Genomic DNA, 26,904 nt, shown 5'->3' on the forward strand with positions numbered 1-26,904 from the left:
ACTCCTGCTGCGCCGGCACCCATCGCCGGCGCTCGAAAAACCTGCGCAGGCGGTCGATTCTCAGGATTCGTCCGCTCGGTCGACAGTGATGGTCAGATTCCCGGACTCGTAGTCCGCTTCGAAGTCGACGGTGAACGCGTCCGAGTCGTAGGCGGCGTGGTAGGTGCGGTGACGCTCGAGCGAACCGGTCGCCTTGAAGTGGAAGAACGCAGCAGACGTGTAGGGCTTGCTCTGGGTTTCGATTTGCGTCTCAACTGACGCCGGAAGCGCGATCTGTGGCGTGTCGGAGTCGATACTCGCTGCAAACTTCTTCGCCTCCTCGACGGTCGCCCGTGAATGCGCTGGTGTCTCGCCGGTGAGCACGTTCACCGGGGTTTCCGTCTTGTCGGTGAACAGGACATCTTCGAATGTGTGGGTCTCGAGGATCGCCTCAGGATCTAACCCGCAGTCGTGAAACGGGTCGTCGTGTGGAGTCATCGAATCACGAGCCTACAGAGGGGCTCGGTCCTCTCCGTCCCTGAAAAACAGCATCTGGTTCGACGCAGCACCGGTCAGCACTATCGCTATTGGGATGAGAAAGCGATCCCTCATGCCGATTCATAATATTACAATCGGCTGCTAGTGAGGGAAGCATTCTGATAACGCAGTTCTCGACCGGGACACGACCTTCACACGTGATCTAACTTGTTGAGAAGGTGGGCCAGAACCCTGACCCACACGGGACCCCCAGAAAGGCGATTACCGCGTTCGACCGCGAAACGGGTGACGTGCGTTGAAACTACGCTATATATAATTTCCACTCAATGACAATTCCACCCATACTCGTCGAGGGTGGCATCTTTTTCGCCACGAGTCCCATCGACGGCCTCGCCGTTCTCGGGGACGTTCCTGCGGAGGGGTAGTCATACCGTTAGTGCAGCGCTACTTGTTCGGTTTCCGCTCTTGCTCGGGATGGTCGGAGATGAACACGCTCGTGTCGTTCGGCACGTCGTCGGTGACCCACGAGTTCGCCCCGATACTCACGTGGTCGCCGACATCGACTGGCCCGAGGACGTTGCTCCCGGCGCCGATGACGACGTGGTCGCCGATGTCGGGATGGCGCTTGTAATCTTTCGCCAGCATGTGTTCCTCGCCCTCCTCCTCCTCGAAGTGGAGGGCCCCCAGCGTCACGTTCTGGTAGATTCGGACCCAGTCACCGACCGTGGCCGTCTCACCGATGACGACGCCGGTCCCGTGGTCGATGAAGAAGTGGTCGCCGATTGTCGCGCCGGGGTGGATGTCGATGCCCGTCTCGACTTTCGAGTACTCGGCGAGTTCGCGCGCGTACTTGACGTGGTCCGCCTCGTAGAGGCGGTGTGCAACCCGGTGGGTGAGGATGGCGTGAAAGCCGGGGTACGACCGAATGATTTCACAGTAACTTTTTGCCGCGGGGTCGCCCTTGTACGCCGCCTCGACGTCTTTCTTGAGGGTGCGCCGGATTTCCGGCAGTCGGTCAAGTATCCCATCAACGACGCCGGTCAGGTCGTCCGCGTCGCGACTCGAATACGCCGTGATTCCCTTCCGAATGCAGGTGCCGAGCGCCGTCAAGTGGCGTCTCGTTTCGGCCGTATCGTCGACCAGGTCCGTCCCGTTCCAGCATCGGGGGAACAGAAGTTGTTTGAGTAGAAGGGGTTCGTCACGCAGAAACTCCCGGCACGGATACACTCGTGAGTCGTCAGTCGGAAACGGTGATTCGTCCGCTTCGTAGGCTGTGACGAGTTCGAGGTGGGCGTCGCCAGTGTACTCGTATCCCATTGTGTGACTGGAATACGGTCGATGGATGTAGTTCCTTCACTTTGTCTCCCGTCGGTACATCTCGAAAATCAAACGATGACAATGATTCTACGAACAACAATGGTGAAGCAGACGATGGCCCCCCGTCACACGTGATCTCCGTATCAGAACTGACGAACAATATCGACGAAAGCAGTGTTCGATGCCAGTTTGCGGATCTTCCCGTCGGAGCACAGGAAGAGGTGAAGAGTGCGATAGACGATCTGCGGTCCAGCTCCGAAGATATGGGACGGTACGCAACGTATGAGCGACCGGAACTGTTGGACACAGATTACTATTTTGTGGCTCTGTTGAAATCCCCAGAGAGTTATAATTTCACCCTTTAATTTCACTATTTAGTAATATTGATATAAATAATTTACTGAAGGTTATCTATAATCGATGCCTGGATCAGCTCCGTACGAGCGAATGAATACAACCACTCCAACCAAATCCCCGTTACAGGTCGCGGTGACCATCGCAAGAACTTGTTCGTTGTTCGCAACGGTTATGACCACGATGTCACGTGTTTCGAACTCTTCGATGCGCGTTGGCGTCGTCTCGTTCGGCGCGAGTGTGTAGGTGCCGTGGTGACGGGTTCCGTTCTGGCGAAACCGAATCGATGTCACGGTGGCATTCCTACGACGACGACCGACACACGCCGGTGCTGGAGTCGGTCAGGAATCGCGGGACCGTGTTCGATCGCGCTTTCTCGATGGGGAACTGGACCCCGTTTTCCTTTCCGTCGATGCTGGCGTCACGGCCGGTGTTCGCCGACGGCGGGGACATCGGTGTCGGGGGACTCGATGACGCTCTCTCGATCGTTGACGGACTCGCTCCGAGACCTCGAGTATCGTAGCGATGCTTGGAATCCGATCGGTCGCCGACACCGGCTGCGTCGGCAGTTCGATCTCGACGTTCAGCGCCCTGTAGGCGGCCGTGAGCTAATTTTCGTCACAGGGGCACACGCTGCGATCTCCGTTCGCGTTTGTCTGAGACCGAGACACCGACACATCGCATAGACGCTGGCTGGGGCCACCGACTCGAGCGAGCGGCCGACGGCCAACTGCTCGGCGTGCGCGTTCCGAAAGCGGACACAGGCCCGATTGCGGATCCGATCGGCCAGTCCAAGACTACTCCCGAGACGTTGGACTTCGCCGAGTCCGTAACCGAGATTCCGCTCCGCCTTCGACTGCCACCGCGCCCGCGACTGTTCGTGACGGAGGCGGTTCAGTTGGCATCGTTTCGTACTCGAGAGTTCGTTTCCGTTTCTCTCGAATGCGCCCGATTGTTGTCGAGAGGCTACGATTGTGGCGCGTCGACGTCAGCGGTGCCCCGGTTCGTTTCCCAGGACTCGTCTGCTCGTTCGACAGTGATCGTCAGGTCGCCGGACTCGTAGTCGGCATCAAACTCGACAGTAAATGCCTCTGAGTCGTAGGCTGCATGATAAGCCCGGTGGCGTTCGAGCGATCCGGTCGCTTTGAAATGGAAGAACGCGGCAGCGGTGTAGGGTTTGTTTTGGGTCTCGATCTGCGCCTCAACTGAGGCAGAGAGTGCGATCTGTGGCGTGTCTGTGTCAATGCTCGCTGCGAATGCTTTCGCCTCCTGGACGGTCGCTTGCGAATGCGATGGTGTCTCGCCGGTGAGCACGTTCACCGGCGTCTCCGTGTCGTCGGTGAACAGAACATCTTCGAAGGTGCGCGTCCCAAGGACTGCGTCGGGGTCTAACTCACAATCGTTGAATGGATTCTATTGATAGGATCTGTTCACACTAAGGTCATCTCATCCAGAAAAGCAGTGGTCTCTACTAGTAACTCCACCAATGCGAAACCAGAAGCAAGCTCCACAATGATGGATATATAGTGAGGTGTCTTCTGACTCTCAATCGAATGTTTTTGAACTCAAGTAGGGTAGAGTCTCTCGAACCCGGGTGATAGGTACCCCTACGGAGTTGGAATCGCTTCAGCAACAAATCCTGCTTCTTCTCGAGTGAAACGTACGAATTACACTATATCGACTGGACTTTCTGGACGCTGAACCGAGTTATCTTACTCGGGTATTCAATGCCTGTAGCAACCGATCACGACTGGGATCGTTGAAATCAGATCGCTTAGTATCTAGCTTCGAAGGACCCGACTCTGAATAGTCGGGTATACGACTCTGTTGGGCCCTTAGTGAGAGCAGGTATAGATCCCTGCTGCTAAGTACGGATCGAACACGCATCACTAGTGGACCTAATAATAGGGATTGACAGTAACGGCAGTTCTGAGTCGTTTGAATCTCCCGAACCGTGTTTCAGCGCGTTTACAGGGGACACTAGACGCTTCTATTGAGGAGTATCATAATTGGAGAAACGGAGGCGTTAACGGGCGCAGCAGATTCGCTATTATTCCTCGCTGTCGGTTTCGTTGCCGCCTTCGGCCTCACCATCAAGTTCAGTGACGTCCTCCGCCGCGATACTGAATCCGTACGTCAGATTGCCGATATCGGCATAGTATTTACGTCCCGTGTACTTGAAATCGGCCGTCTCCCCCGGATCGAGATCGACCGTTTTGTCATGGAACTCGCCATCTGGCCCGCGCACGGAGAGCCGGTAATCGCCAGTGACGTTCTTCACCGTTGCGTACCGGTCGCTGTACTCCGCATTGTGGGCATAGAGCGGCGCGTACTCATCGCCGTGCATGTTGATCGAGTGGTCAGTGATCTCGAGTTTGTCTTCGAGTTCCGGATCGAGGTCGAAATCGGGTTCCAGCTCATCGAGAGGCACGTATGCTTCGAAATATGCGACACGGGCCTCGTACGCAGCCGCCCCCTCACAGGAGGTCCCCCTATCCTGCCCGATTGAATACACGCGCATCTCCCCTTCTTCAAACGGTGATCCATCCTCCCCGCCGTCAAGGATCCTTTCCAGCTGTTCGCCGTCGTCGGAATAGACGGTCGCTTTGGTCCCAAACTCGAGGTGGTACTTCGCATCGGTGGTTTTCTCGAGTTTGACGTGGACCGTACAGCCCCCATCGTCCTCGTTCCACCCAAACCAGTGGTCGCGAACCGTCAAGTGGTCCTGCGCAGTGTCGGGGAGGGAGACCTCGCCGTCGATATCCTCGTCTCGTTCACCGTTCGCTTCCTTGTCTGCCTGTTCCTCTTCGTCGTCAGCCTCGTCCTCCGCTTGCTCCTCGTCGGCGGCCTCGTCCGAGTCGTTGTTGGCCTCGTCATCCTCATACGGGTCTTCGTCGTCGTGTTCCTGATCGGGGTCGTCGGTCTCCGGTTCCTCGCCGCGATCATCGTCTCCCGCAATCTCGTCGTCGGTGCCGTGATCAGCGTCCTGCTCATCGCTGTCATCGTTGATGGCTGGTTCGTCGTTGAGATCGGCACAGCCAGCGATAGCCGTAGAAAACGCAAACCCAGTACTTGCGAGCACCCATCGTCGATTCATACGAACATTATTAATTGACCCTATTGATAATAGCGACGGAAAGAACTGGATAGATGAATTACTACCGAGCACTACAATAAAAATATTTAAAACTACAATACAACACTACTTATTTATATTCTTACTGCTTAGATATAAATATTACCCTACAGAATTGGCTGTTCACGCCGGACGATCAGACGGGTGCTCGCTGGGTTCGCTGACATCGGCTACCTCGAGCGGCGGGAGACGAAGCTCAGCATGACCTTCTCACTCAGGAATTGAATCGAGAAGCCCGTCAGCAGCATACGGAGACACTTCGGGATCGGGTGCGGCTGTGGCATGGAAATCCAGACAGGGAGACGGCTGACAACCCGCTTGATCAACCGGGGACAAACCTGTCGGCAGTAGCCAACGCCTCGTTTGAATCCGCACCAACGGGGTCGTATACGGCGATGTCCGTTGAGGAGGAGTCGTTCCAGGTTCTTCCGAATCGTCTTGAGGGTGATCGGTATCTTGATGATCTGCTCGAGAATCATGAGCGACAGGTTGCGAAAGAGAGGATATCAGCAATTAGAACCATGAAAAGCTACCTGATCCCAGAGGGCACAACGACAAACCTCAAGACGGCTTTTCACATCTCACCCGATGAAAGGAACAAACACCACAAGCGAGCAAAGTGGATGGCTTCGATCAGCCTCATTTGCATGTTAACGGTGTTGGGCGTCCCGATCGGTATTCCGTTATTCATCTGGGCGATGAGGGAAGCGAACAAGGCCGAGGAGGAGCGTGAGAAATGACCTTGAACGCTTCGTCTGCTGAACAGGCTGTAGCATGACCGCTCATGCTACCCCACTCTTCTTATCCAATCGTATGAATGTCAGCGTCCCTGTTGGACCACCGACCGAACCCATCATAGAAGTCACCAGTGTCCTCCTGGCAAGAAGACGCTCGAGGACGTCGTTTTGACGTCCTCCGCACGACTGAAGTCGTGGGATTCCTCCGTGGGAAATCCGGCCAGCAGACTACCCCGACTGTGAAATTGCGGGTTTACTGATACTGGTTTGGTCAAACGAGCGCGACTGTTCCCCAAATCTCGCGGGTGTCTAATCGTGTCCATTTCACTCCTAGTACGCCCCTGAATCGGGTGCGTCCCTATCGTGTTCAGCGAGTAGGGCAGCGGGCCGCGCCATCGGCCCAACGTTGTCTTGTAGTAGATTCCACGCCCCTGTAATATCACTATGAGCGCCTAACCCGCATTCATAGCAGTGGAACGCGTCGCCATCGCGCGACACGTCATCACTTCCACACTCGGGACACTTGCTACTCTAATTAAACTCGTTCACTTGCTCGACGGTGATGCCGACATCGCCGAGCGTGAGTTCGATCCGGTTGATGAGTTGGCGGTGTGACCAGAACGCGTGCGTTTTCTCGTTCACGTCCGCCGACCAGTGCGTGCCCAACACATCGGTGAGATCGCCGACGTATACGGTGTCGACGTTGCGCGCTAAGAGCCTTACAGGTTCAGATCGAAGAGAGCAACGCCGAGATTTCGACTGCCGACCTCCCTCGTGTCGAAGGGGACGCGAGTCAACTGCGGCAACTGTTCCAGAACCTGTTGAGTAACGCAATCGAGTACTCCGGAGACGAGCCTCCGCGAGTCCATATTTCGGCCGAGAACAGGGGGACAGAGCAAGTGATCTCGATTTCCGACGAGGGTATCGGGATCGATCCGGACGATCAGCAGCGCATCTTCGAGGTCTTCCAGCGCCTTCACACGATCGACGAGCACTCTGGTTCGGGAATCGGGCTGGCAACCTGTCGGCGAATCGTTGAGCGTCACGACGGGGAGATTTGGGTCGAGTCCGAGCCCGGTGACGGATCGACGTTCTCCTTTACCCTTCCTTCCAGCAGGGATCCGCCAGTATAGACGTCCCACTATCTATCTGCGCTCACTTGCAGAGAGATTCGACCCAGTGCCGTTATCGGGCCGATTGCGTCATTTCTGTCCATGCCGGCGATTGCTCGACGGTGAGCGCTTCGACCTCTCGCTCGAGCCTATCGGCGTATCGGAGCCGAAGCCACTGTGCTCGCTCTTGGCTCATCCGGGACGTGTTGCCGAGCTCCGCCGAAATGGGACGATAGGCGGCCGTATCGAATCCCATCGTTTCCAGATATCGCCTGATAGTGAGGTCTTCGAGCCCGTGGTCTATGGCTAACTTCACGTACTGTTGCAGCCGATCGAACGCTGGTATCGACACGGTTGATGTCGTGACACCAGCGCGTCCACCTATCTCGACTCGCCTATCCGGGACAAGGCTCAGGATGTCCCGGATGTCCTCGACGAGTCGCAAGATCTGTCCGGGTAACGCGACGTCCGGCGCCCGCCATTCGATCGTGTCGAACTTCTCGCGCAAGCGAACCGGTGCCCAGATCGAGTCTTCTGGCGTGAAGTGCGCATCGAACGTCGCCGGTTCGACACCGTAAGACAGCGCCTGTCGACGGAACTGATCGAACGCGGCGTCGATTCGATCGTCCCACTCGGCAACGTCCTCGACGTAGGGCCACAACTGACCGAGTTGGGGATGGTCGCCGTAACACGTCTGCCGGTAGACGTGGGATCGGGCGCAGGCAGCCACGTTGTGCCCCTGGTTGTACGAAGAGCTCGCAACGAGCGCAAACGCCGGATCTAGTGCGGTCAGCAGGTTCAGCTGGTCGGTTACGGCCCCCTCGATCTGGTCGACGTGCAGATGTGTGCCGGCACAGTGGGTGGCATTTTCGAACGCCTCACCGAGGACCTCTCGCTGAATCCGCGTTCGAGGACCATCGCTCGTGGTGACCGGGCCGGCGTTGAGTGGCGTGCCGAGTGGTACGAGGTGGCGTCCCTCCTCCTGAGCGACCTCGATCGCTTCTCGTAGTCTGACAGTGACCTCCTCTCGGAGTTCGGGCACGTCGTCACACGGATCAGTGACGATCTCGAGCATCGGGTCAGCGCTCTCGGCGTGGAGATCATCGATGCGCTCGAGTACCGGCCTCGCTGATGCGAGTGCTCCCGTATCGTCGACGGTCCAGTATTCGAGCTCAAGACTGAGTTGCATGGTATTAGTGGTGTGCCGCACATCGGGGGTTCGTTTTACAACGTCGCCGACGCGGGATCAGTCCCGAAAATCGTCAGTCGATCGTATCTGCTCTAGTCGGGTGAAGACGAAGAGGTGACCGCCGAAGTATGTAGGTCGGACGCCGCTATGTTATGAATACAGTCGAGTCAACATCGGCGGAAATACAAGTCGAGATACAACGAGCCGCGGTCAAATATTACACTCTCACTATAAACCTCTCCAAGAGATGGCAACATCAGCGGATTCATGCTGTAGCGAAAGCCCGGCAGCGAAACGGCCATCGGCCGTGAGCAGCCCGGACCGTGGAGGTGGTGGGAGGTGGCGGTGACTGCGTTCACACCAGCAAAAAAGGGCTCAGACATGGCTATTCCCACCAGCGGCCGCGCTCGGGGAAGTGGATCGTCGTCCAGCCGGTCACAGCCAGTGAGACGCGGCCCTCGTGCCAGTTCCGGGCAGCCTTGTGAATGCGCACCTGCTCACCTTCCTCGATCCACGGCGCCTCTGACGACTTCCAGATGGTCACGCGTGTCTGGCCACTGTCGTCTGCGATGAGCCCGACCTGTGCGATGCTCGGGTGCGATGGATCCCACAGGGTTTCGACTCGCCCTTCGATACTCACCTCTTTCTGAGAGACCTCCTCGAGTTTCGCGATAGGGATGACGTGTCCGGGCGCCGTCTGCAGTTCCTCGAATACGGTGACGACTGCACTTGTCAGGTCTTGGCCACCGACGACAGCTTCACTCAACCGCCGACTGATCGCCGCTCGAGACCGTCCATAATCTCCGGCGGCGAAACGGGCCCCCAATAGCAGACGTAGACGTACACACGAGCAAGCGCTGGCTTATTGAGGAGTTGAACAACTGTCTCGAGGCGAGGTGCGTTCTGGGCAAGCGCTGCCGGGTCGAGCGTCTCTTCATCCATGATATCTCTCATTGATCGGAGTGATCGATGTAGTTCACTCCGGAGATCGACGAGGAGCTGTCGCTGTCGGCGGCGGTCAGCCGCCGACGCGACGGCGTTGCCACTCTCTACACAGACTTGCTCGGTCAGTAACTACCGGTGGAACCGGTCGTCAGGAGGCCGGTTCGCGGGGACGGCCCGACGCACTGCGAGGGCCGTCCCCGCAGCCCGGCGAACCATGTTGACGAACTCCTTGTATGGCCACCACCAGAGGCGACGCCCGCCTCGGCGGGGCGTCGCCACGTATTCGTAGTGCAGATACCGCCAAACGTTCTGTAGCAGCAGACTCACTACGACGTACAGCAGTCTGACCGTCGCGTCTCGCGTTGTTGTCGTCGCTATCGCTTGTCCGAGCAAGCGATAGCTTGACTCGATACCGAAGCGTTTGCTGTAATGGTATCGAGCGTCGCGTGGTGTCTCGATGAACGGCGCGTCAGCGGCGTAGCCGTGACGCGCCACGTCGTGCTCGTCATATCGTCCATTCAGGTACGTACAGTCGATGTAGACGGGAAACTCGACGGTCCAGCTGTGACCGTCGAGTTTCCCTGTCAGATCGTGTTCAATCACGCAACTCCATCCTTCCGAGAGTTCCTGCTGAATCGTCTCTCCCCACTGAATAATTGGGATAACGTAGGCGTAGTTATGTCTGCAACAGCGAGAGGCACTTACTATCATAGAATCCGCGGTCGAGGTAGACGGCCTTGACACGGAGGTCAAGGCCATCAAGGAGACCAAGAAACTCAGCGTATATCATTTGTTTCTCACGCATGTGTAGAGTATCACGTTATCTTTAGTCGCTTTAAGAATCTCGAACATAGGGGAAGTCGTCCGCTCTGTGGCCGTGAACTCGGAGGCAAAATCGTCTGTCATCGTTAGTGGGCGTGATTGTTCAGGTGCGTACTGCGATCGCCATAGCCGGGACACAGTTCGACAGTGGCGTGATCGACACCGTGATGGGCAAGTTCCTCGTGGACGCTTCGAGTTACCGTCTCGGCCTCAGCCATCGTCTCCACGTCGGTCTCAAGATGGACGGTGGCGACCGTGATCTGACTACAAATCTGCCATGCATGCAAATCGTCTACAGCGGTCACGCCATCGACCTTCCGCAGGATGGCCCGTACCTCGTGCTGCTCGAATGGTGTCCGGTGTAGGAAGATTGCACTGCTCCCACGGAGTACTTTCCCCGCCGACCATGTAATGACAACAGCGATTAGCCCTGCAACGATTGGGTCGATAATCTGGAGTCTAGTCACCTCAATAATAACCGTAGAAATAATGACGGCAACTGAACCACCGGCATCGCCGAGAAGGTGGTAGAACGCCCCTCGTTCGTTGAGGCTCATTTCGCCGCCCTGTAGGACGTACACTGAGCCGATGTTGACTAGCAGGCCACCCGTTGCGATGGCGAGCGTGGGGCCAGTGCCGATTGCCACCGGCTCAAGAAACCGCTGGTAGGATTCCCAGAGGATAAACCCGACCATCGGCAGCAATAAGAGGCCGTTGAGGAAGGCGGCAAATGGTTCGAGACGATGGAGCCCGTACGACCAGCGGTCGCTATCTCCGTAGTTGTCGGCAATGTGGGCGGCAGCGAACGCCATCACGTACGCGAGCGCATCAAATAGCATGTGAAAGGCGTCGCTCAGGAGCGCGACTGAACCAAATAGTAGACCGCCAGCAAGTTCAGCGAGGAATCCGAGGAGGTTGATGACCGAGACGGCAGCTAGCTTTCGACTGCTCGTCGATGATCCCCCGTGTCCGTGGTTATGGTCGTCGTGCGATCTATCGTAGGCCGACTCGTGTTCGTTCATCTTGCTCCACCGTTGCTATCCCTATTTTATTAAAATAGCCGCTATAAAATCCGGATTCTCAGCTAATAGTTAGCAATATATTTCACATGAGTTATTAACAGAGAAGGGTGCTAGCACTACACCAGTACTGAAACTGGGAGGACTCACAGCGGTCAGTATGCTCACCTACATGCCAGCTGATTCACTAGAGCATGGGATGAAATCCATCTTTGAGAAGAACTTATGACATCCTGCACTGGGGGAAAGCCCGGCAGCGCAGCGAGCTCGAAGAGAGCAAGCGAGCAGCCCGGTACCTGGAGGTGGGCGGGTGCTCGTGGGAGGTAGTACTATGCGGTGCGGTCCTCCCTCTGCTCGCCGCTCTACACTCACCTCATCTCACCACTCACATCCATTCTTCCTCAAACCGACCGATTCCCTACCTTCTGTACGGTTTCCGCATCCAGGACTTCATCGAACTGCCCCATGCTCGTAGCTGTACCCGGATCGCTCGCCGCAGATCCTGCCGCAGCACCGCCACTTCTGTATAGTACGATCGCGCACTCCTCGGTAATTCGTGGAACCGTTCCTGACACTCGAGACACGTGTACTCGAACTCTGCCCGAACATTGTTCTGGTGCCCCTCGAGTTCACCCCCTTCGCTGTAGTGGAACTCCTCGTACACGAGCTTCTTCGAAACGAACTCACGACCGTCACACCGCGGGCACTGGTCCATCATCAGCGGTTCATCTCCCCTCTGCCTCGAGACAGTACTCGAACTCATCGATGCAACCTTGGCCTGCTCACCCTCACTACTCTCCTCGCCATCCTCGGTTGAACCCTCGGCTTCGTCCGCTGCTGTGGTATCAGCCTGGCCGTCGTCTTCTGCGTCTTCCTCGCCTGGCGCTGCTCCTTCTTGAACCCAGTCGTCGAATTCCTCGCTCAGGATCTGATCATCGTCCTCTGCGTCTTCCGTCTGATGTTGATCTGTCCAGCTCATATCCCGCTCACCCCTCTCAGGTGGGCGAACAACACTGCCGTCGCGATCACCTAGCCTGACGTCTTCCCTGCCACTCTAAAGGTGCCATAGAACTTTTCCCAAGAATTGGTTTCACCCATTACGTCGGTGAATCAGCCGATATGTGGGTCTGCTTATTTATCGCTTTTAAAATCCTCAGCGTCACCAGCAAAGCAGTTTGGACTGCTTTATTTCAAATAAACCTCCGCGTTATCCTATATAAATAGCTATACCGACAGTTCTCGATAGGTAGTCTCGTAATGCCAGATCGAACTGACAGGGAAGTTGTCCATCGTGAGCTTGACTCTGACGGCAATAACCCCTCAGTACAGGTTATTGAGGCGATCATGGATTTTGAGGGTGTAGATTCTGCCGAGTTACCTCCGATCTACGACTGTGTAGATGGAATGCTCAATGAACTCTTTTCTAATCCCCCAGCACCAGAGGCCCAAATGGAGGTTACGTTCAGCTATCACCAGTATCGAGTCACTGTCGAACAAAACGGTAACGCGAAGTTCGTGAAAACAGGGTAAGGGCTCCCCTCCCATAGCCGTGGATCGCTCAATACGTCTGCGAACTTATCGGCAGTAGCATGGGGTTTTACATCGTTTCATCCGGTGGTGAATCCGTGATTTTTATCGGGTCTTCGTTTCGCACCAGAACAGCACATCCTTCGTGGATGAATTTCATGGATATATCTGATGAGACACGCTGTGAATGTCGCACCAGTTCGTTCAGCGCCTCTGGGTCGATACTATCGTATAGCGGATCAAGGTCACACTCGGGAGTTCCTTGTACAGCTGCAATTCCTCGTATTACGGTCTGTACTATGGATTCACTTGGTTGCTCTTCTACAAGGACCGCTGACCCGCCGTCTGCGGCTATCTGATGTTGATTATGATATTCCATTCATTCTTATAACGAATTATACCTCTATCAGATCTTTCCCTTGGCATATAGGATGTGATTTTCTGAGTCAACTTCTCTCTGACAATTAGCGGTACATATGCCAACCGTATGTAACGTTCGCCGGGATTAACACAATCGGTACGCAGCCATTCTATGACAGCTCACTCTACGTACACCACCATCACGATCATCTACCCTGACGTCCTCCTAGCTGCTCTTCACTCACCACTGTCTCGAGTCCCACCTCACTGTCGACGTCCTCACCCACGGCCACATTCTTCCCACGAGGTGAGCAATCCCCGCTCCACCACCTCCCTCTCCAAGTCCTCTCTATCCTCGAACTCTCTTCCATATTCTCCGTCATGGGCTAGCTCCTACCTTGTACGTTCCTCCCACTCTCACCTCTCCTCAGCTTCATCTCAGTCCACTCCACTCCGGTCACCACACTCCACCCTGTTCTCCCCCTTCACTCCGTTCTCTGCACCTCACTCTCTTTTCTCCCTCTCACCTCGAGCACCATCCTCTTTCTACTTCTCCCACCCTCTTCTTTCTCTATTGGCTCCTCACATTCTGCTCTCTTCTCAACTTTCTCTCACATCTATTACCTTGTCTCACACCCTGTCCCCTCCCACCTCTCTACCGCTCTCCACTCACCCACTGATCGAGTTCTAAAAATGCTTCTCACTCCTCTCTCATTCCCCTTCCGATCACCCACTTGTTACTGCCCCTACCTTCCACCCGTTCTACACCCAACTCAATCCCTCCATTCTCGAGTCGTGAACATACTTCAGATCGAACCTCCAACTTCTGATACATCCTCCTTCCCCTGCCCTCTGAACTCTCCACGTCTCACTACCCGTCGTGCACACCTCTGTTTTTGCACAAACCCCCATACCTTTGGACGGTTTTCCGTCATTCACGACCAGATTTAAGCCCTCAAATCGTTTTAAATCTCTGTTGCGCATATCTAAGGGCGTAACAATACGCGCAACGAGCAAAGATTTCAAGCACGAAAGTCAAAAAACGCGCAACGAGGAGTTTCAGCCACTCAACTCAGCCGGTTCTGATTTCAATGTTCAAATTGAGGAACGACAGAAGAGACAGTTAGATGTCGCATTCTCAGAAGAATCCCCCTTATTCGCTGATTTCTCCATCAGCAAGGCTCAGATAATGCGCAACGGGATATTATCTTTTAGATAATAGCTGTAATTAATATATACTAGATATCATATTGGTTGAGTAGAATAGCACCAAATCCGGCTTTTTAGATCTTTTGTATAGCTGTGGAATAAATGGTCTGAAGAGAGGATTAAATCCTGGGTGGTTTTCTTCTATATTAAATGGGGTCAGTTTCCTCGAGTTGGTCGTACATGTCGTCGGGGAATGGGAGGCTTCCATAGATTGAGTAGGGGCACTGCTCTTTGCCGATACAGTACCGTTGCATATCGTCATTATTACAATTCATTGGCAGGGGTGTGTTCCCCTCGGAACCAATGCCACGATCGCCCCGTCGGGCTTCGTACTTGATCTGGTAGGCAGAGATCTCTGGATCGAACCATGGCCACCGGCTGAACAGATCTTTGAGTTCATCAGTGATCGCGTCGACCGGCTTCTTGCGATATTGCGGAAGCCACATCACCATCCGAACGAGATTGAAGAGGTCTTTTCGGACTGGCTTTTCCTCTTGGAGCCGTTCGTCGAGTGCTGCCAGACAAGGTAATTCAAACAGGTCTTCGAGTTCCGTGATTTCAAGTGGGCGCGATCCACCGCCCGAGTGGCCGATGCGATACGTATTGACGCGGTCACTCCGATCGATCGTCACCGACCGATGTGACGTAGAATTAGCGAGTGTTTTTGCGATACTACGGTGGTTGGACAGTTGCCCCAACTGAGCTTTCTCACCCTCGTTCTCTGGTTCGTATGCCTCGAGCGCATCGGATAACTCCTGAGCAGTATGAAACTCGCCGATCTGAGTCTGGGGTGACGCTCGCACCGCATTTTGGAGCAGTCGGACGATCTGCTCGCCTTGATCCCAGTTTTTCCATACCTTCTCGTACTGACCGATCTCAAGGGCGTAGTCAGTCCGTTCGGTGATGGCAGTTTCGTGCTTTCGAAGCCACTTGCGTTGTGGTTCACCGAGTTCCTGGTCTTGAACTGCCTGTAACCGGCCAAAACACCGCTTGGCGTACGATCGATAAGTGTCATGGAGGTGGTCGAGCGGAACGTAGAGATGGTTGTTCTTGACCTGCGTTCGAATCTCGCCCGTCTCATCGCTACTTGTGGCTTCGGTGGATGCTCGCGCGAGACACTTTCGAGAGGCAGCCGCCATTGGGATTTCCACGTAGAGATCGCACTCATTTTCGGCAGTCTCCTCATCGTCGAATTCGGGCATCGGTTTGACGCCCGTACAGACGCGACCCGGGTGAGGACCGTCCTGACCGGGGCCTTTCGCGTAGAGGACCTCAGCAATATCCTGATACAGAGTCGGATCGTCGTACTCATGTACAAGTGCGAGGAGATTGGTCGCGAACAGCTCGCGGATGTTATGAAGGACTTGATTCCGACGAGGCGGCGTGTCTTCGAAGCGGGGTTGTTCGCTCACGCAAACTGTACTGAGAGTAGCCAACAATACGAGCGTGGCAGGTTCGTCGACGAATGGGTACTCGAGCGGACGGTTGCGCTGGGAGCTCTTGAATGCAGCAGTCCCGAACTGTTCGAGATCCGAAAGCAATGTCTCTCGGTCTGGTGTATTATCGACGACGTAGCGGTCGTACCCGCGGGTGAACAGTCGAACGATCTCGTTATCGGTGTAATTGGTTGGGATCGCTGCAGCGAGGTAGGCATCTCGGTCAGTCTCTCGTGGGTCAATCATGGGTGAGTTCACTCTTCGTTTCAAGGAACTGTGGGCGAGCTTCCGTTCGGGGATCGAACGCTGGGCTCTCGATCGGCTGGACGACGCGACAGACGTCAGCGTGCAACGAGTAGGGCACGCGAAGCAGACGGCTCCGGTCGGCGGTCACAACGGGATCGATCGGAATCTCATAACGCTCGAGCAGGAGGTCGTTGAGCACTTCTCGGCTTTTCTCGTCGTACCCATATTCAAGATCCTCATCAAGCAGGTAGACGTGAACGCCTTGACCGGAATAGACGACCATCGTCTCCTCGGCAGCAAACACATCCATGAAGATCTCACGCGTTTTGAAGCCATACTCGATCGCACGGTCGATATCCTCGAACGAGTAGGGATACCCCGTCGGGTCGGCGTCACGAATCTCAGTCTCGGCGAGCAACGTGTCGTCACGACTCGCATCTGCTGATTGGATCTCGAGGTCGGTCTCGTCAAGCTCGCGTTCAGCGCGTGCTGTGGCGATATCTTTCGCATCGATATCGACCGCGAGAACCCACGATCGGTCCCAGTTGTCTAACCCGTAGTAGACGCCATCCGAAATCGGATCGCTCTTCTCGAGCAGATCGGGATCGGCCAACGCGTACTCACTCCCCTGGAACGGGTCATACCGTGCAGGAGATTGGATGAACGAGACGAGTTCTTCGACGTTGCTGAAGTTCTGTGCAATCGGCTTTCCATCTGAGGTGGTACGCCACGTCGGCCGTCGAATGAAGTCTCGGTCAGGTCGCTTCTCTTTGCGGATGGGATGGCGCTCGCGGAAGCTGATCCCGAACTCTTTCGGTCCCGTTGGGGTGATAAACGGCGGTAACTGATCTACATACTCGGGGAACTCCTCGGTATAGTACGCATAGACCTCGCCACGGGTTGCCTGTCGCCAGGTCATAAGGGTCTACCACCGGTGAGTTCGAATGTCATGTCAACCGTCATTATTCAACTCGTTTAAGTCAGCTTTCTGAAGGTGTGGATAGTCGTCATTCCATCGGCTTCGAATCCTTCGACTGCCTCCTGGAGAAGTGAACATGAGTTAGCTGTTCGACCGCTCACATTCTCAGGGAGACGTTCTGCATCGGCGAGTACATTCACGATCTCGCCAGCGTCGTCACGTGACGGGAACGCCCACACGGCATCCGTGTCGACCGCAGCCATCTTCTCGTAATCATTCACAACTGCTTCCGCGTTATTTGACGTCATCTCCACTTCTCCAACCCATACGAGTTCGTTGTCGCCGCCGAACGCGGCAACGTCGAAAATCGTCTCCGAGGACTGCTGGTAGTATCGCTCCACTCGACCGACCTCCTCGAGAGTCTCGAGCCAGCGCGCCAGGAGTTCGACTCCAACTTTGTGTGGCGTCTTCTCTCCAAGATCACCAATCCCCGGTTGGGCGGTAATTGTCTCGCCGAGAAGCTCTCGTCCATCCGGAAGCACCGTATAGTACGGTCGTCGGTCCACCTTCCCTTTCTCGAGCAGCTCGAGTTCGATCAACACGTCAACGTCAACCCCATCGAGATCCTCTTGTAATTCGCCCATCCCTTCTAACAGCGTGTAATTCGGGAGGTCACGGTTCATCGCGTCAAGAACACGTTTGAGGAAGATCGCATCGTCTCGAGAGAGCCCCCGCCGCCGAAGTTCATCGTCCGAGACTGGGCATTCCTCTTCGTCCGTAGACGAATCGAAGAAGGCGGCTCCATTTGCAACGTCAACTGGATCGTCATCGGTGGTCTCCGCTTTACTGCTATCGTCTCTATCATCGTACTGATCGTCGGCCCTGTCGTCAAGGCTGATCTCATCGAGCGGCTGCTGGGCTTCTACGTCCTCACTCTCTTCGTCGAACACCTCCATCTCTTCACCCTGGTCTTCGTCCAGCGCCGGCGGCGTGCCAGCCCGCCGATCTGTATCGCTCCAATTCGACCACTCCATCGCGTCCTCGTGGGACGGTACGTACAACCCGTATTCGTCCTCTGTCCGCTCGAGCACCTCCGGCAGAAGCTCTTCGTCGAATTGCTGCTGTTCGGCCGCTGTCAACGGCTCGTCGCTTTCTGGGTGCCCGCTTATGATCGGGGGCGAGTGCAGAGTCAACGGCGCTGGTCGCTCCTCACCGAATCCAGGGGAGACGAGTTTCGTGAACCACTCGCCCGCTGCCATCCGGTTGTTCCGGTTCCGGACATCCTCCACAGACAACTCGTCGTGCGTGAACGTCTTCGCAAACCGATCCTTCATCGAGATATCACCAATCAGTTTCGTATGCACCTCCGTCAGCAGTTCCTCGTACGCACCGTTCCCATTGTGGTACTTCTTGACCTGCTCGGGATACTGCATGATGAAGCCAAGGCTCAGTCCCGACGATCGGCCCTGAGGGAGCAGTTGATCGGCGACCAGTTCGGTTGCGACGAACGGTGCAGCCTCTTCCATGATAACGTTGACCACGTTCTCAGGGTTCGTCCGCCGCCGTCGTTGGATCGAGTGCCACAGATCACTCAACATCACTGTGGTGAACCCACGCTGGGCGTCGAGCGTGAGATCGCCGAGGTCGAACAGAATCGTGACATCTTCATCGAGGAACTCACTGAAGTCGAAGTGGGTCTCCTGCTGGTGGAAGCCGTAGAGATCGTCTCCGGTGGATTCGACTTCGCGACCGGGTTTGTGTCGAAGCATCCAGTGAAGGTGGCGATCCTCTTTCAGTTTGTTCAGCCGGTTCATCACCGCTCCCATCGTCGTGTCGAACTGATTTTCGTCCTTGGCGAACTGCGCGGCGAGTGAGTCGTGGATGTCGGCATTGATCTCCGAAACCTCCGGCAGCTCCTGATGATGGTGCATTCGCGTCGCGGCCTCGACGAGATCATCCAACCCGAAGACGTCGTCACCGTGTTTCGGATCGAACAACGCTTGGATCAGGAACGTCAGAATTTCGTTCGCCACGAACGCCTGTTCGTACTTCTCCGCTCCCATGATCATCCGCATCAGCTCATGGAAGTGATCGACTTTCTCCTTGACTGCCGTCTCCCGATCGTTCCCCTTGAGCGCTGATCGAATATCGAAGAACGAGATGGCTGGCAGTGTTCCTGGCTCCCGGAAGTAGTACACGTCGTCGAGGTTCCCGAATTTCTTGTAGTGGGCCATCAGGTAGTTTTTACACATGTTGTCGCCTTTCGGATCGAAGAGGACGTTCGGGCCGGGTGTCGTCTCGGCGAGCGAGCGCAACATGTGATACGTGACTTGGCTTTTCCCAGAGCCAGTCGCGCCACAGAGCAACCAGTGGCGCGACTGACGGTTTGGTGGTAACCGAAGCGGGCCCTCGACAGCACTGTTGGCGTCCTGACCGAGGAACATCCCCGTGGTATACTGACGGCGTTGGGCGGTGTCCAACCCAGGAAGAGTCGTGCGGCTTTCGGGATTTGCGTGCGTTTCTTTGACCGCCTCGTCGGTGAGATGCTCGGTACTGGGGACGATGACCATGTTGCAGAGTTCGGCGGGATCGAGATGGAGATCGGGTTCGGACCGGCTCACCCGCCCACCAGCAACAACCTCACCCTCGAGAAACCGATTGAAACAGCGTCGCGACTGCTTGCGCCGGCTGCGCTCAAGAACTCCTTTCTCGTGGAGGGGTTCGCTCTCGAGTTTATAGTAGTCGCCAGCAAGCGGATCGAACACGGTACTCAGGTTCCGGAGGTCGTGTTCAATTTCAGATGTGTCGCTCAGAGACGAGTTCGTGGGGACAGTCACCGCCCGCAGGTTGGTCGTGAACGTATGTCCCCAGTCTTCGTTTTTGATCTCAGCGATGCGCTCAGATCGAGATTCACTGAGTGACTCTGACCGCGATGAGGACGACTCGGTGTTCTTTGGACCGCGTACAAACTCTTGAAAGGCCACGGTGATTTCACCAGCCAACGTATCGCGTCCCTGTTCGATTTCGTCGATGTGGTATTCACCCTCTCTCGTCAGGTCGGGCTCGCCTTCGAACGCGGCCTGGAAGACGATCGGGTGATCGGTGGTTGCAAAATGATCGATCAGCACGGTCAGCGGCGCGTGTGAGCTCGCCTTCGTTCGATCGTCCTCACCCATCTGCCCATCGAACTTCTTGATCGCCGCCATCGGATCTCCACTGCCGGTCCACCGCAACCCATATGGTTCAACTTCATCCGGATGTGGCCGAGCGAGTACTCCCTCACTAGTGTCGACTGGCGTCTCGAGAGAGAACGTGAGCGACCCTGGATCGCGGTTTTCTGCGTTCTCTTTCGCACGGAGTGCATCGAGGTCAACACTCGGGAGTTGCGTGCCGAGTGGGTGACTGGACTCAGGATCAGAACCTTCTGTATCGGACGTAGAATCGAAAGCCTCCGTACTGGTGCTCTCTTCGGCAGTGCTGTCTCGATCGACCTGCTCGCTGATGGCCGTCGCTCCTCCATCAGCAAGCGTCGGTTCGGAGCCACGAACACGAACGAGCGCTTCGACCTCCGCGGGCGTACACTGGAGCGTCCCGTTCTCGAGAGCGGTTTCAAACTCGTCGTACGAGTACTGCTGTGGAGTGATGAGCTTCTCCGCAAAGTCAACAGTCATACGTTCGATTTCCACGGAGTCGGGGTAGGCCGAGTTGAGCCGATCGTAGAGCGTGGACAGGTGTTGTTCGCAAGTGTAGTAGAATTCGATCGGAGAGTCCGTCCCGTCGCTGTAGATCACAAACTCGAACGTGAGCGGATCGGGATCCGAAAGCGGGTTGAGCTGTTGCCACCACGACAGTCCACCTCGTCGGACGTCGTGCAAGGGACGGATCTGGTTGATGACTTCCGGTGGCGCTCGTTCGCCCGTCGATGGAACGACTCGGATGTACTCTTGGGTGCGCTCGAGCGGCGAGCTAGCGGACGCCTCAAGCTCGAGCACTCGTTCGTGAAGCTCTGTTGGGTCCTCGATCGCCCAGCACTGGATTTCGGGCGACGTGTGGTCGAACGTACTGAACGTGACAGTGCCATACGACAGCAGCTGGCCGATGAGCGACTGCTGAAAAGTGGTGTCGACGACACGGTCGAGGTGAAGCTTCGTGAATCCATCGCCACGAATTCCCCGCGTGCGGACGTAGAGGTTCTCCGACGTGAGGACGTACGTGGTTCGAAGCGCCCGAACAATCGGACGCATACCGATCGCGACGCCTGTCAGACCAACCAGAATGGGGACAGCACTCAGCCACCAGAGTGGAATCTCGGCAGTGATGAGTGCTGTCTCGAGCGTATAGGACTCGAGTCCGACGAGCGACAGTCCTGTTGTGATCCCAGCGATGCTCTTGGTCCCAAGAGCGAGCGCGACCGCCACGAAGCCGAGTGCAACCAGAAATGCCCGAAATCCGCCTCGAAACAGTGGTGTACCGGACCACTGCGCATTCAGGTCGGAGACCTGCTTCACTTGCTCGTCCTCTGCAACGATCCACTCGAGCGACTCAGCGTCGATATCGGAGGGTCCCTCGGTTTTCTCAGTCGTCTGCATCGGTTGTCACCTCCGTGGTCGGGGAGGGTTCTCCACTCGCTGTCGCTGGTTCACACATCGAGCTGGCAGCACCAGCCCACTCATCAAGCAACATGAGCGGGATCGACGTCTCCTCTGAAAGTGACTCGGTATCTGCCACAGCGAGCTCGCCAACCGTCTCGACACCCGCTTCAGCGAGATACCCTGCGTACGTCTCGCCGATTCCAGTGATCGTGGTGAGATCGTCTTCTGGATCCGCTGCCGCTTCAGCACGGGAATCCTCCGCTCCCTTCTCATGCGGTTCCTCTACTGCTTCTTCATGCGGTTCCTCCGCTCCCTCATCTGCAGCTGCTGTCGCTCCTTGACTGGCCTCAACAGTCTCACTAACGTCTCTTTCGTGATATTCGGTCTCCACATCAGCTCGCTCCCGATCGGCGTTCTCGACGACCGCCTCATCGGTCTCGGGCTCCTTGTCGATCTCATTCAAGTCCACCTTCTCGAGCACCGACTCCGGAATCTCGTACTCATCAAGTCGGCCCTCTGCGGCAAGGAACCCGGCGTCGTCGGCGTCGATATACCGGTTCTCGGCGAGATACTCCCACGGATCGAGATCATCGTCGAGGACGGAGACTTCGTAGTCGTTCACGTGGAGGGCAAGTGGTTTCGACCACTCATTGACTTCGAGCAAAAACTCCGAGTAGCCCCCGTCTTCGCCAGTCTGGGCCGTCGTCAGGAACGTTTGCTCCGAGGGGGTGAGGTCGTGGAAGTCGATCATCTCGTCGCTGACCGACTCGTGGTGGAAGATTTGCTTGATATCACAGAGATTGTAGACGTTGCGCGCTTTCTCGGCGGCCTCCTTGGACTGGTCGTCTGACTGGGCGACGAATTCATCGACAGTCTGGGAGATAAGCGTGATTGCGGTATTGAAGTGGCGACTGTGCCGGATGAACAGATCGATCATATCTGTCGTCGCCTCCCGCCGCAACAGGTAGTGAGCCTCGTCGATCGTCACCTGTGTCCGGCGGTCGTGATCGCTGGCCGCTCGCTGGTAGATCCAGTCGAACATCACGTGCATAAACAGTGGTGCCTGCCCCGTATCGGAGAACATCGACATGTCAATGACGACTAAGCGATTGTCGAGTTCGACGTTCGTCCGGCCGGTCAGATTGTCGTTCTCGCCGCCCTTCTGGAACGCCTCGAGACCAAGCAGCAATTGGTAGGCGTACTGCTCGTCGCCATCCCGAAACCGTGTCTCGAGCTGGTCAATCTCGGGCCATACCCGCTCGTCGTTCGCATCCCCGTGGAGTTCCAGGAATTCCGATGGCAGGCCACCGTCTGCGATTTCCGCGAGGATATCAAGGAGGTCCTTGATCGTTGGGCTCGTGTTCTCGTGGGTCGCCGTCTCTTCCGTGATGCCGTACTGGAGGTAGGCAAGTCGGACCGCTCGCCGCAGGATTCCCTCCTGTTCCTTGCTCAACGACTGCTCGGCCACCGCCGAGAAATGGATGCGAAACAGCTCCATCACCGAGCGCAGTTTCTTCTTAAACGGATCGTCCACAGCGTCGTCGATACCGCGCTGGATCTCGAGGGGGTTGACTGTGTTATCGCCGCCGAAGCGGATTACTTGCCCACCAAGATCGTTCGCGAAGTCGACGAAGTCTCCAAGCGGATCGAGAACCAGCATCTCGATCTCGGGGTCCATCATCAATCGATGGTACATCTCGTGTTTCTCGGCGAACGTCTTTCCGGAGCCCATTGTACCGGCGATTGCCTTCGAGTACGAGGAGAGCTCGTATCTGTCGAGGATTACGGGTGTGTTCGTCGTATCAAACCCATAGAAGATCCCCTCGGGATCGGTAATCACCGGCTCAATGAACGGAAACATCGTGCCGATGGCAGTCTCCTGCATCAACTGGGTCGACTTGATTGAATCGTCACCGAGCGGACTGAGTGCGTCCTGTGATTCGACTTGCCGTTTCTCGAGGGGGACTGCTTCCGCGTTCGCGGTACTGAGCGAATCAACGACGCGTTCGGTTGCCTCGTTGAGCTCCTGTTCGCTGTCGGCGACTACCTCGATGTAGATCGCGAAGTCGAATAATTTCGTCTCCCCGAGGATGATGTCCCAGATCAACTCCTGGACCATGTCACGGTCGGCCTCCTCCTCGTGGGTGTCGGTCTGGCTCTTCTCGTGTTTCTTGTGGAGGCGAGCCCGTAACTGGGTGAGGCGTTTCTGCAACTTACGGAGAACCGACCCAGTATCGCGTGGCTGGATGTGTTGCGTGACCCGAACGTGATCGTTCGTCGTATACAGTTCATCGAGCCAACCCAAGGGGACGCGTTCGGGGTAGCCGTGGATCGTCAGCGTACGGACGAACTTGTCGTTGCGGATCATGTACCCCGATTCAAAGAAGTTGGAGACTTCTTTCAGCTTTCGTGGGGCGATGATATCCCGGTCGGCAAGCGACTGTTCAGTGTCGTCCTGGACGACACCCAGTCGGAACTCACCTTCGTCGACCTCCTCGAGTTCGAGGAGATGCTCGGCTTGCTCGCGGATGTTTTCCTTGGTGAGGTCGTCGCCGTTGGCCTCGACGATCGCTGCTGCCCGGTCGAACGTCTCGTCATCGATCTCCTTGAGCGTGTGCTTACTACCCGAGGTGAGACGAGAACGAAGCCCTGAGAGGAGGCCCATCAGTACTCTCCCCCCGTTTTGGTCGCTTGATTGAACTTCTCGAACTGCGGGTCGACATGGTTGTAGTAGTGGTACAGGATTTCCATGGTTTCCTGACGGTCGGTTACCTGGTCGATCGAGACTTCCGTCCGGCCGAGCTTGTTCGTAATCCGGCGCTGGCGCTGTCTCACTTCGCGAATGCAGAGCTCAGTTCGTGCGTCTTCGTGTGACTCACCGAATGGTGTGTGAGCAAGCACTCGCGAGCAGGCAGCGCCGATGAGCGGGAGATTGCCAAGCTGGCTCAGAACGCTTCCCGTGTCGAGATTCTTGTGGACTTGATCGGCCTCGACACGGGTGACGATGTAGAAATCGCGTTGTTTGAGGTCGGCGTCTGTAATCCGGTCGCTCGCCCACTGGATGTAGAACTTCCGTCCATACTGGAGGATCGGCGTCTCTTCTCGAGCAGTCGTACTCGACGATGCCGTGTAGAAGCGCTCAAGATGCCCCGTAAGGTCAAACGTTTTCGGGTAGCAGGGGACGGCCACGCTGAACTCGAGCGACATCAGGAAGGACATATACGCGCTCATCGTGTCGTGTCTGGCCTGTTCACTGAGCGAGAGCCAGTTCTGTGGATGGACTTTCAAGAGGCCGATATAGCTGTCACCGTCGACGGCGATACCATCCTCCCGGACGTAGTCGAAGCTGAGTGTCTCCTGGGTCGTTGTCGATCCACCAAGGCGATCCTTGAGGTCGAAGTGATCACGCGCTCGGGAGCGCTCTCGAGCGGTTGGGAGGTCTGTGTCGATATCGTCAAGGAATTTGTCGAGTGCTCGTAGGACCTCGAGGTCGGACTCGGGTGTAGGCGGCGTGTGATCACTGCTGGCAGTCGACTGGACAACGGGATCCTCGCCCTCTTCGTGTGATTCTGAGGCTGTTTCGGTGGCTGTCTCGTCAGTGGGTGTAGTTTCCATTGTCGATCACCGTCTGTCGGCTTCCGCTTCCTGCTCGGCTTCGATCGTCTCGATATCGAGGCCAGCCTGCCGAACGTGGACGACGTCCTGGGCGACGGGTGTCTCTGGTTCGGGTCGCGTTCTCCGGTTGTGGTACTCGTTCGAGCCGAGATAGTACTCGGCGGCAGCACGGGCGTAGCTGATGGGTCGTTGGCCAGCAGGGGAAACTAGCAGGGTGAGGATGCCGATGGCGAGTCCGATCCCGCCGGCACCCAGGAACAATGTCCCAGTGAAGCCGAGGCTTTGGGCGATACCCATGGCCAAGAACGGGACCACGAGAACCTCGCCAGCTTCTCGGGCGGTCAACCCGAAAACCAACTTCGTATTAACGACACGTCCTGCGATAGGGAATGTTTCCATAGGCAATATGTATGTCTTAGGGATATCTAGTTAAAAGTTACTTCCAATTTTGATGTTCCAATGGGAAGAGCATTTGAATGATATTACGGTCCCACCTACCTCTTGCTAGGCACGGTCTCAAGACCGTTGGTCTGGTTTGTCTGGGAGCGACATGTGGAGATCCTCGAGCGTAAGTTCGTCAGCGTCGCGTTCGGCGGCGCGCATCGCGGCGTCGTCGACAATTCCGACGATATCTGCGCTACTGAGTCCCTCTGTCTGCTCGGCCATCTTCCTGTATGCGTTGTTGTCAAGGTCCGTCGGCAGCTCGTCGAGCTGAACGCGGAAAATGGCCTCTCGAGCGTCGCGATCTGGAAGTCCGAGTTCGTACTGCTGATCAAAGCGACCCCGACGAGTGGCTGCCTCATCAAGGAGTTCAGCGCGGTTCGTGGCTGCGATTACAAGGTAATTCGGGTCATCAGCATCCAGATGGGCAAGGAACTCGTTGACTACCTGAGCGTGCTCGCGGTGAAGATTGTTGTCGCGCGACGCGAGGAGTGCGTCGATCTCGTCAATAAAGATGACGCATCGATCGAACTGTGCGGCCTCCGCAAACAGTTGGTTGACCTGCTCGGTGGACTCATTGACCCAGCGCGATTTGATATCGCCCGCCGAGAGCTCGAGATATGGGTGGCCGAGTTCGCCGGCGATGGCTCGAGCGAACAGCGTCTTACCTGTCCCTGGAGGACCGTAGAAGAGGATCCCGTTCGGTGGGGAGATGTTGAAGCGCTCGTAGGCGGCATCCAGCTGGGTCAATGGACGGATCACCGAGCGCTCAGCCTCTGTTTTGAGTGACTCCATCCCACCAACGTCCGCAAATCCTGTGTCGGGCGCAGACTGCCAGCCATATTGGAGTTGGGAGGGTACGGGTTGCTCTTGAGTCGCTCCATCGCTGGAGTGGGAAGTCTTCTTGTGTCTGGTCTCGGCTTTCTCTCTCTGGGCAGCCGCGTCCACTGCGTCTATCTGTTCCCCTTCTCCCGTCGAGTTTTTCTCTTCGATAGTTTCTGTGGCAGCTCCAATACCCACAGATAGCATCAGTGGAACACACGCAAGCCAACTGGTAACCATGTACCAAGAGCTTTCAAACAGAGAAGAAACCTGAAGCGGCGCAAGGATGCTTGCGAGGGTGGGCCAGCTAGTCTTCCAGGCAGGTAGGAACCACACTGCGGTCAATATCACTGTTCCAATGAACGTTCCAACCACCCAGATACGATCCGCATGTTCCTCCTCATCATAAAGAGGGTAGATACCAGCAGTCAAAAACTCTGCAGTAAACGAGGGAACCATCCAAATAGCAGGGATTGCAATTAACGCTACAATCGGATCGGAAAGATACGCACCAAGCCAAACGATTCCCAGTGGAGCAGCTACATAATTCGCAGAAAAGAGACTCAAAGAAATGCTGCCGACAACGACTTTCTTCAGGACACTCTTAGGTGAGGATGTTCTGTCCATCT

General features: G+C 56.1%; 20 protein-coding genes and 6 pseudogenes. 6 read left to right on the plus strand and 20 right to left on the minus strand.

Going from position 1 to position 26,904, the window contains the following annotated elements:
* Positions 1 to 60: 60 nt before the first annotated feature.
* Both HTUR_RS23930 and epsC read right to left on the minus strand, forming a co-directional pair.
* Complete coding sequence (locus HTUR_RS23930; protein ID WP_012945950.1) at positions 61 to 477, minus strand: hypothetical protein; 417 nt, start codon at positions 475 to 477, stop codon at positions 61 to 63.
* A gap of 444 nt (positions 478 to 921) precedes the next feature.
* Entirely contained in the window at positions 922 to 1,794 is an 873-nt protein-coding gene (gene epsC / locus HTUR_RS23935; protein WP_012945951.1) for a serine O-acetyltransferase EpsC, read from the minus strand.
* A 658-nt stretch (positions 1,795 to 2,452) separates the two neighbouring features.
* Between epsC and HTUR_RS28755 the strand changes: the two are divergent.
* Positions 2,453 to 2,608: pseudogene (locus HTUR_RS28755) on the plus strand (sulfatase); the annotation flags it as partial.
* A 123-nt stretch (positions 2,609 to 2,731) separates the two neighbouring features.
* Here HTUR_RS28755 and HTUR_RS28600 read toward each other — a convergent pair.
* The 3 genes and pseudogenes from HTUR_RS28600 to HTUR_RS23945 form a co-directional block, all read right to left on the minus strand.
* Entirely contained in the window at positions 2,732 to 3,121 is a 390-nt protein-coding gene (locus tag HTUR_RS28600; RefSeq protein ID WP_318842644.1) for a hypothetical protein, read from the minus strand.
* Positions 3,115 to 3,561 (minus strand): annotated as a pseudogene (locus HTUR_RS23940) (hypothetical protein); the annotation flags it as partial. The gene HTUR_RS28600 and the pseudogene HTUR_RS23940, both read right to left, overlap by 7 nt.
* A 637-nt stretch (positions 3,562 to 4,198) precedes the next feature.
* Positions 4,199 to 5,245, minus strand: a complete 1,047-nt coding sequence (locus HTUR_RS23945; RefSeq protein ID WP_012945953.1) for a hypothetical protein — start codon at positions 5,243 to 5,245, stop codon at positions 4,199 to 4,201.
* A gap of 434 nt (positions 5,246 to 5,679) precedes the next feature.
* Here HTUR_RS23945 and HTUR_RS27085 point away from each other — a divergent pair, with 434 nt between their 5' ends.
* Entirely contained in the window at positions 5,680 to 6,024 is a 345-nt protein-coding gene (locus HTUR_RS27085; protein WP_049942130.1) for a hypothetical protein, read from the plus strand.
* A 327-nt stretch (positions 6,025 to 6,351) separates the two neighbouring features.
* Here the strand turns inward: HTUR_RS27085 and HTUR_RS28345 are convergent, their stop codons facing one another.
* A complete protein-coding gene (locus HTUR_RS28345) occupies positions 6,352 to 6,519 on the minus strand; it encodes a transposase (protein ID WP_226377577.1) in 168 nt (55 codons plus the stop codon).
* On the opposite strand from HTUR_RS28345, the gene HTUR_RS28350 reads away from it, so the two are divergent.
* On the plus strand, positions 6,493 to 6,636 hold the full coding sequence (locus HTUR_RS28350; RefSeq protein WP_226377595.1) for a hypothetical protein: 144 nt from the start codon (positions 6,493 to 6,495) through the stop codon (positions 6,634 to 6,636). The two genes, HTUR_RS28345 and HTUR_RS28350, sit on opposite strands and share 27 nt — an antisense overlap.
* A gap of 95 nt (positions 6,637 to 6,731) precedes the next feature.
* A pseudogene (locus HTUR_RS26480) lies at positions 6,732 to 7,154 on the plus strand (sensor histidine kinase); the annotation flags it as partial.
* A gap of 52 nt (positions 7,155 to 7,206) precedes the next feature.
* Here the strand turns inward: HTUR_RS26480 and HTUR_RS23965 are convergent.
* The 6 genes and pseudogenes from HTUR_RS23965 to HTUR_RS23985 all read right to left on the minus strand — a co-directional run bounded on the left by HTUR_RS23965 (position 7,207) and on the right by HTUR_RS23985 (position 12,087).
* Positions 7,207 to 8,322 (minus strand): glutamate-cysteine ligase family protein, encoded by a 1,116-nt coding sequence (locus tag HTUR_RS23965; RefSeq protein ID WP_012945956.1) that lies wholly within the window; start codon positions 8,320 to 8,322, stop codon positions 7,207 to 7,209.
* Positions 8,323 to 8,707: 385 nt separating this feature from the next.
* A pseudogene (locus tag HTUR_RS23970) lies at positions 8,708 to 9,118 on the minus strand (DNA-binding protein); the annotation flags it as partial.
* A pseudogene (locus HTUR_RS28890) lies at positions 9,106 to 9,276 on the minus strand (DUF7437 domain-containing protein); the annotation flags it as partial. The pseudogenes HTUR_RS28890 and HTUR_RS23970, both read right to left, overlap by 13 nt.
* Positions 9,277 to 9,396: 120 nt before the next feature.
* Positions 9,397 to 10,054, minus strand: a pseudogene (locus tag HTUR_RS23975) (ISH3 family transposase); the annotation flags it as partial.
* A gap of 121 nt (positions 10,055 to 10,175) precedes the next feature.
* Positions 10,176 to 11,111 carry a cation diffusion facilitator family transporter gene (locus HTUR_RS23980; protein ID WP_012945959.1) on the minus strand — a complete coding sequence of 312 codons (936 nt, stop codon included), beginning with the start codon at positions 11,109 to 11,111 and terminating at the stop codon, positions 10,176 to 10,178.
* Between the two features lie 415 nt (positions 11,112 to 11,526).
* Positions 11,527 to 12,087 carry a hypothetical protein gene (locus HTUR_RS23985; RefSeq protein ID WP_012945960.1) on the minus strand — a complete coding sequence of 187 codons (561 nt, stop codon included), beginning with the start codon at positions 12,085 to 12,087 and terminating at the stop codon, positions 11,527 to 11,529.
* A 278-nt stretch (positions 12,088 to 12,365) separates the two neighbouring features.
* On the opposite strand from HTUR_RS23985, the gene HTUR_RS23990 reads away from it, so the two are divergent.
* A complete protein-coding gene (locus tag HTUR_RS23990; protein ID WP_049942132.1) occupies positions 12,366 to 12,638 on the plus strand; it encodes a HalOD1 output domain-containing protein in 273 nt (90 codons plus the stop codon).
* A gap of 67 nt (positions 12,639 to 12,705) precedes the next feature.
* Here the strand turns inward: HTUR_RS23990 and HTUR_RS27765 are convergent, their stop codons facing one another.
* The 5 genes from HTUR_RS27765 to HTUR_RS24010 all read right to left on the minus strand — a co-directional run bounded on the left by HTUR_RS27765 (position 12,706) and on the right by HTUR_RS24010 (position 23,516).
* Positions 12,706 to 13,014, minus strand: a complete 309-nt coding sequence (locus tag HTUR_RS27765) for a HalOD1 output domain-containing protein (protein ID WP_012945962.1) — start codon at positions 13,012 to 13,014, stop codon at positions 12,706 to 12,708.
* 1,336 nt (positions 13,015 to 14,350) lie between these two features.
* Positions 14,351 to 15,886 carry a primase-associated protein gene (locus tag HTUR_RS23995; protein ID WP_012945964.1) on the minus strand — a complete coding sequence of 512 codons (1,536 nt, stop codon included), beginning with the start codon at positions 15,884 to 15,886 and terminating at the stop codon, positions 14,351 to 14,353.
* On the minus strand, positions 15,879 to 16,805 hold the full coding sequence (locus HTUR_RS24000) for a DNA primase (RefSeq protein ID WP_012945965.1): 927 nt from the start codon (positions 16,803 to 16,805) through the stop codon (positions 15,879 to 15,881). Before HTUR_RS24000 ends, HTUR_RS23995 begins: the two co-directional genes overlap by 8 nt.
* Positions 16,806 to 16,861: 56 nt before the next feature.
* The gene (locus tag HTUR_RS24005) at positions 16,862 to 21,394 is read right to left on the minus strand and encodes a PH domain-containing protein (protein ID WP_012945966.1); all 4,533 of its coding nucleotides are present in this window, start codon (positions 21,392 to 21,394) and stop codon (positions 16,862 to 16,864) included.
* Positions 21,381 to 23,516 carry a helicase HerA domain-containing protein gene (locus HTUR_RS24010; protein WP_226377578.1) on the minus strand — a complete coding sequence of 712 codons (2,136 nt, stop codon included), beginning with the start codon at positions 23,514 to 23,516 and terminating at the stop codon, positions 21,381 to 21,383. The genes HTUR_RS24005 and HTUR_RS24010 overlap by 14 nt, the downstream gene beginning before the upstream one ends.
* A 132-nt stretch (positions 23,517 to 23,648) precedes the next feature.
* Here HTUR_RS24010 and HTUR_RS28355 point away from each other — a divergent pair, with 132 nt between their 5' ends.
* Complete coding sequence (locus HTUR_RS28355; protein ID WP_226377579.1) at positions 23,649 to 24,050, plus strand: hypothetical protein; 402 nt, start codon at positions 23,649 to 23,651, stop codon at positions 24,048 to 24,050.
* Between the two features lie 11 nt (positions 24,051 to 24,061).
* Here HTUR_RS28355 and HTUR_RS24015 read toward each other — a convergent pair whose 3' ends face one another.
* The 3 genes from HTUR_RS24015 to HTUR_RS28360 form a co-directional block, all read right to left on the minus strand.
* Positions 24,062 to 25,012 carry a hypothetical protein gene (locus tag HTUR_RS24015; protein ID WP_012945968.1) on the minus strand — a complete coding sequence of 317 codons (951 nt, stop codon included), beginning with the start codon at positions 25,010 to 25,012 and terminating at the stop codon, positions 24,062 to 24,064.
* Positions 25,013 to 25,018: 6 nt separating this feature from the next.
* Positions 25,019 to 25,309 carry a hypothetical protein gene (locus tag HTUR_RS24020; RefSeq protein WP_226377580.1) on the minus strand — a complete coding sequence of 97 codons (291 nt, stop codon included), beginning with the start codon at positions 25,307 to 25,309 and terminating at the stop codon, positions 25,019 to 25,021.
* Positions 25,310 to 25,528: 219 nt separating this feature from the next.
* Positions 25,529 to 26,902, minus strand: a complete 1,374-nt coding sequence (locus HTUR_RS28360; protein ID WP_226377581.1) for an ATP-binding protein — start codon at positions 26,900 to 26,902, stop codon at positions 25,529 to 25,531.
* Positions 26,903 to 26,904: the final 2 nt, after the last annotated feature.

It is taken from the genome of Haloterrigena turkmenica DSM 5511 (genome assembly GCF_000025325.1).
In the GTDB taxonomy this organism is placed as follows: domain Archaea; phylum Halobacteriota; class Halobacteria; order Halobacteriales; family Natrialbaceae; genus Haloterrigena; species Haloterrigena turkmenica.